Annotated in this window: 5 protein-coding genes and 2 pseudogenes; 2 read left to right on the forward strand and 5 right to left on the reverse strand. The window is 41.8% G+C overall.

Features of this window, described 5'->3' with window-relative positions; all coding sequences use genetic code 11:
* Positions 1-8: 8 nt before the first annotated feature.
* From HWQ37_RS14735 to HWQ37_RS14745, 3 genes and pseudogenes are all read right to left on the reverse strand, one after another.
* Positions 9-185, reverse strand: a pseudogene (locus HWQ37_RS14735) (IS4 family transposase); the annotation flags it as partial.
* 1 nt (position 186) lies between these two features.
* A complete protein-coding gene (locus tag HWQ37_RS14740) occupies positions 187-390 on the reverse strand; it encodes an IS4/Tn5 family transposase DNA-binding protein (RefSeq protein ID WP_292748345.1) in 204 nt (67 codons plus the stop codon).
* Between the two features lie 340 nt (positions 391-730).
* Positions 731-2641, reverse strand: coding sequence for an ATP-binding protein (locus tag HWQ37_RS14745; protein ID WP_292748346.1), 1911 nt, complete (start codon positions 2639-2641; stop codon positions 731-733).
* A gap of 316 nt (positions 2642-2957) precedes the next feature.
* Here HWQ37_RS14745 and HWQ37_RS14750 point away from each other — a divergent pair, with 316 nt between their 5' ends.
* Positions 2958-3161, forward strand: coding sequence for a hypothetical protein (locus tag HWQ37_RS14750; RefSeq protein WP_292748347.1), 204 nt, complete (start codon positions 2958-2960; stop codon positions 3159-3161).
* 345 nt (positions 3162-3506) lie between these two features.
* On the forward strand, positions 3507-4361 hold the full coding sequence (locus tag HWQ37_RS14755; RefSeq protein ID WP_292748348.1) for a cyanophycinase: 855 nt from the start codon (positions 3507-3509) through the stop codon (positions 4359-4361).
* A gap of 264 nt (positions 4362-4625) precedes the next feature.
* On the opposite strand, the pseudogene HWQ37_RS34865 reads toward HWQ37_RS14755, so the two are convergent.
* Together HWQ37_RS34865 and HWQ37_RS14765 are read right to left on the reverse strand one after the other, a co-directional pair.
* A pseudogene (locus tag HWQ37_RS34865) lies at positions 4626-4727 on the reverse strand (IS5/IS1182 family transposase); the annotation flags it as partial.
* Positions 4728-5076: 349 nt separating this feature from the next.
* On the reverse strand, positions 5077-5423 hold a 347-nt coding region (locus HWQ37_RS14765), incomplete at its 5' end, for a ribose-5-phosphate isomerase A (RefSeq protein WP_292748349.1).

The raw sequence follows: 5423 nt of genomic DNA on the forward strand, positions 1-5423 counted from the left end.
GGCGATCGTTAACTACATATTTGACAATTATGGTGGAGTAGTTTCCAAGTGGCGGCGATATCGTGTAATCGACGTAATCCGAGCCAAATGGTTTTGACACCAGGCTCACCATCGCCCTTTCGACCCAAAAAGCCACCAAGAGTTGCAATCGTTCGCACGGCTGACTTCAAAGAAGGTGGGTTTTCTTCAAGTACCAGAATCACTTGTAATTTCACAGGTTTTAGCTGCGAACGACCAAGCGGCATACGTTGCTGCTGTATTTCCACAGGCTTGCGGTACGCTGCTTGCTGGTTGTGCTGACAAGTCTTCGACGATGCGTATTAATCGCTTTCTACGCCTAGCGTCTCCTAAATCTGCTTGTTTCAATTCTTCTGTTGCCCATTTTTCCATGATCTATCACTACTCCAAACTACATTCTTCTCTCAAAACTATACCCATCAATACTTTCAGTATTCTTTTAAGTAATTTGTATAAATCTTAAGTAAAGATGTGACTAATGGATAGCTTGTAAAGGGGGGAAACCGGAAAATCTAATCTAGTTCCCTCCCCTTTGCAAGGGGAGGGTTAGGGTGGGGTAAAAAATACTGGATACATCAATCATGACTTTTAAAACATCCTCTTAGGAATTAGGGACTAGGGATGGATACGCTTAAAGATTTCAATGGGTATTCATTGAAACCCAAACCAAATCTTACTCATAATTTTCTTACCCAGTCCCCAGTCCCGAAAGTTACAAAATCGCTCCAGTTTCTTTCAAATAAACCCGCGTAAATGGTTCATCTTCACCCAAAGTATAATCTTCAATTAACCCTTTGCGACGAATAGAAATATCGTTGCCTTTTCTAATCACCACAGTCGAACCATCGAAAACATCCCGCACCAAAATCATCTCAGTTTCAGTGGGATTATCCAAAACTACGATATTACTATTCTGGTAAAATACGCCCTGTTCTTCGAGAATGTCTTCAGGATACTCGGCAATCAGCAAATCAAGTTTGGGATGACGCAGCAAAGTTTGAACATTACTGTTGTAATCTTTGCTTAATACTTTTTTCGAGCGATTCACAAAAACGGCATCACGACAAACAGCGCCTATTGTCAAGTTGGGATTTTGCAAAAGGATATGGTCAATCGTCGCTTCCAGTTCTTCAACTGAGATTTTGTTAAAGGTAATAATTGGTATCCTGGCATCTGTACCCGACTCAAAAAAGGTTTCTAAAATATGAGAAGGCACATCAACACTTTCACCAACAGAAGGTTTAAGATGCATTAAAACGCCTGGTGCAGCATTGATTTCCAAGATGGCAAAGTTACTGGACTTCCAAGATTCTGCCAGACTTTTGGTAATAACATCAATTCCCAAACAAGTTAGCTGGAAATGTTGAGCAATATCTTGTGCCAAGATAATATTGTCAGCATGAACTGTCGGAGTTGCATCAATGCTCATACCTCCGGCTGAAAGATTGGCGACTTTACGCAGGTAAACAGTGCGTCCTTTCTCAATCACGCTGTCTAATGATAAGCGCTGTTCGTCTAGGTAGAGTTCCATCGCTTCATCGATTTGAATTTTACTCATCGGCGAAGTTGGCGTGTCTAAACGTGCAGGTTTGCGGTTCTCTTGGCGAATTAACTCTGCAAGCGTTAAATAGCCATCACCCACAACTGATGCTGGACGGCGTTCTGTGGCGGCGACGAATCGACCATTGACACACAACAAACGAAAATCCGATCCTGTGATACTTTTCTCAACAATTATTCGGGTTTGCTGATTTTCGGGAATCGCTGCCAATGACCGATTATAAGCAGATATCAGTTCTTTTGAGTCTTGGACATCAGCCGTGACACCAATTCCTTTGTGACCTACCACTGGCTTAACTGCCACTGGGTAGCCAATTTCTCTTGCTGCTGCCAAGGCTTCTTTCTCGAAAAAGACAATACTCCCTTCAGGTACTGGGAAACCCAGGGTTTTCAAAAATGCCTTACAATCATCTTTGCGGGTAGTAAATTCCGAATCTAGATGGCTATCACAGTTAAATGTGGTTGCTACCCCTCGGACGTGTTTTTTTCCTAAACCGTATTGCATCAATCCTTCTTCCCACAAATAAAAGGCGGGAATACCTTTCTCGTAGGCTGTTCGCAAAAGGGCGTAAACTGTGGGGCCACCGTAGACAGATGCGCGGAATCTATCTTGCAGCCTCACCAATTGTTCATCAAAGGTGAAGTCTTCATCTTGGGTAATGGCTTCAAACCAATCCCAAACAAAGTAAACTACCTCTCTAGTTGTGCGTTCGTGTAGTGATTGGATGCTAATCCGTGTGAGATTTGGATATGGCTTAACACTCCAGTGGTTAAGGTGTAAATCCATGTCCAGTTTTCCGGCTTCGGACACAACTTGGGCAAAGAGATGGGCATAAGATTCGTAGGTTTGATCGCGAAGATTTGGATAGCGATCGCCAATGCTGGCAATATAATCTTCAATGGGCAAAGGCTTTCTAGAGTCAATTAGAGCAAAATCAAATACTAGCGCCCCTACATTTAAATAAGGGTTGGGGCCAAGGTAATGCTTGAAGTTAAAAATATCGAATACATCTGTTCTTCTAGCATTAATGCGGACTAATTCACTGCTTTGTTGTAAAACCATTGATTACTAAGCCTCGGCTAAACACCCTGGAATTTTAATGCTGAGTTGTGGTTACTCAGACTTATTGATTGTAGATTGACTCGCGTTAATTATTGGAGAGTGATGGCTTTGCCACTGAGCTAATCAGAACCCACGCTAACTCTATTACTAAGCATTTTTAACTATCTTAAGGCATAATTAAATCCCATTCGACTGTCCAGGCATCAAGAACACTGAATTCATCCTGATGAATCATCAAAGATATAACCTTTGAAAGGTGCAACACTCATCCAATAATTGTATAAATAGATGTGGGGTATTAAAAAGACAGCAAAGTATGAATAGCACACAAGCTGCTCTAAGAGATGAAATTCGAGAACTAGCTGAGGAAGCTTTTCACCAAAAGCTGATCTCTGGACATGGAGATGGGGAAGACATGGATGAGTATCAAATTGTCTACCAAGGCAAACCCAGGCATCTCCCACTAGAACAAGCACGTTTTTTCTTAACTAACTTGCTTTACAGAAGTCGGGTTCATTAGGGCTTGTCATCAGATATCTAAATTGCACTCAGCTACTAGAGTCAATACCAATTACTTACATCGCTCGATAAATTTGCCATCGACAATTAGCAATATAGCCAACAATGCCTCTAGGAAATACTTCTAGAGGCAGTTGACGTTGTAAATTTTATTTAGTAAGTGTGTGAAAAAATTAGCTAATTTTTCGGAAAAGTCTTTTGGTCTGATTGCGATGTCTAACGACAAGCTGTTTTGCGATCGCAAATGTTAACCCTACTTTAATCAAGTAATCTATCAAAGGGATGATTTGATACATTGAATTGTCATGTTTTAGTGAAATTTATTAACTCAAATCCAGGGGACATCATGGTGGAAACTAATATCAAAAGGCAGTTAGTAATTATTGGGGGAGCGGAAGACAAAGAAGGAGATTCCGTAATTTTGCGGGACTTTGTGCGACGCGCAGGAGGTACAAAAGCGTACATTGTAATTCTGACAGCAGCAACAGAGCTACCAAGAGAAGTGGGAGAAAACTATATCAGAGTGTTTGAGCGCCTGGGAGCCGAAACTGTCCGCATTATTGATACAGAAACCCGTGAAGATGCATCTTCATCTACCGCATTAGAAGCAATTAATAAAGCAACTGGGGTATTTTTTACTGGGGGAAACCAAGCTCGTATTACCAACATCCTCAAGGATACCGAAATTGATGTGGCAATTCACCAGCGATTCTCTGAAGGTATAGTTATCGCAGGTACGAGCGCCGGTGCTGCTGTGATGCCAGACGTTATGATTGTGGAAGGCGACTCAGAAACACATCCTCGGATTGAAGTTGTCGAAATGGGTCCTGGTCTTGGTTTTCTCCCAGGAGTGGTAATTGACCAACATTTTTCCCAACGCGGACGCTTGGGACGCCTAATTTCAGCTTTGACACAACAGCCTGCTGTTTTGGGATTCGGTATTGACGAGAATACCGCTATGGTGGTAACTGATAGCCAATTTGAAGTGATTGGTGAAGGTGCAGTCACGATTGTTGATCAATCAGAGGCTACATATAACAATGTGGGCGAAATTTTGAAGGATGAGTCTTTGGCGATTTGTGGAGCAAAGCTTCATATTTTGCCACACGGCTTCAAATTTGACCTAAAAACCCGTCAGCCTATCCTAAATAATGGCTCTGTGCCAAATGGCTCTCAACCACTTGCTTCAGTTAACACCTAACTTTTAGTAGGTTTATTTAAACTGAAAGTTTTATCTAATCGCTGTAATATTCCCTGCCTCAACTTTTGGTAGGCAGGGTCAAAGGCTTAAAAACCCAGTACGATGCAGACTGATGTTGAGTGTAAGCAAAATATCAGTCTGCATAGTAGTAAGCTGACGCGCATCTAAATTTGATAATTTAGCGCCTGAACCCATTTGCTGCACTAGATTGCCGTGTAAAACTAGATGACGAACAGCTTAGAATTGACCTCTTGCAAAAGTCACTCAGCCAAATTTGGATTGGGGGAGATGAAGCTCGTAATTGTAAAGAGCAGCAATCAGATTAAACCTCAAACCAAATCTTTTTCGGCGATTTCTATAAGTAAGGGTTAACAATTCAAAATTCAAAATGACGCTCGATGACTCGCTAACGCTGCGCTAACAAAATTCAAAATTAAAGACATTTTCAGACGGGGATTTAAACCCCGACTGAAAATGATGCTACCTGTAGAGGTAGGGGTCTTAAACCCTTTGATTTACGATAAATCTTTAAAAGCTTAACTCTTGCGTCTTCTGTACGAAAACGCCAATTTACACGAACCTGATTTTGATTGCGTAGGCGTAGCCCGCCGTAGGCATCGCGCTCCCAAATCGAGACCCGCGAAGCGGTACTAGAATGTTGCTTAGTTTTGGATTTTAGATTTCAGAGACATCCAAAATCTAAAATCCAAAATTCTTACAGTTGACGCACCAATGGCTTACCATCTTTGACTTCGCCAATTAAAACTAAATCGACACAGTTAACGAAGATACCATTTTCCAAAACGCCGGGAATGTTATTCAGTGTCTTTTCTAGTCCGGCTGGATCTTCAATCGAGTCAAATCTGACATCTAAGACAAAGTTACCTTGATCGGTGATGACTGGCCCAGCTTTTTTTACACCCATGCGGAGTTCTGGTTTACCACCGAGTTTTTTGATGGCATTGGTTACAGGAGTAATTGCCATTGGAATCACTTCTACGGGTACAGCGAAAGTAGAACCTAAGCGGTCTACTAACTTGCCACTGTCTACCACGACGATGA

Origin of the sequence: Nostoc sp. NMS4, assembly GCF_017115095.1 — a bacterium.
In the GTDB taxonomy this organism is placed as follows: domain Bacteria; phylum Cyanobacteriota; class Cyanobacteriia; order Cyanobacteriales; family Nostocaceae; genus Nostoc.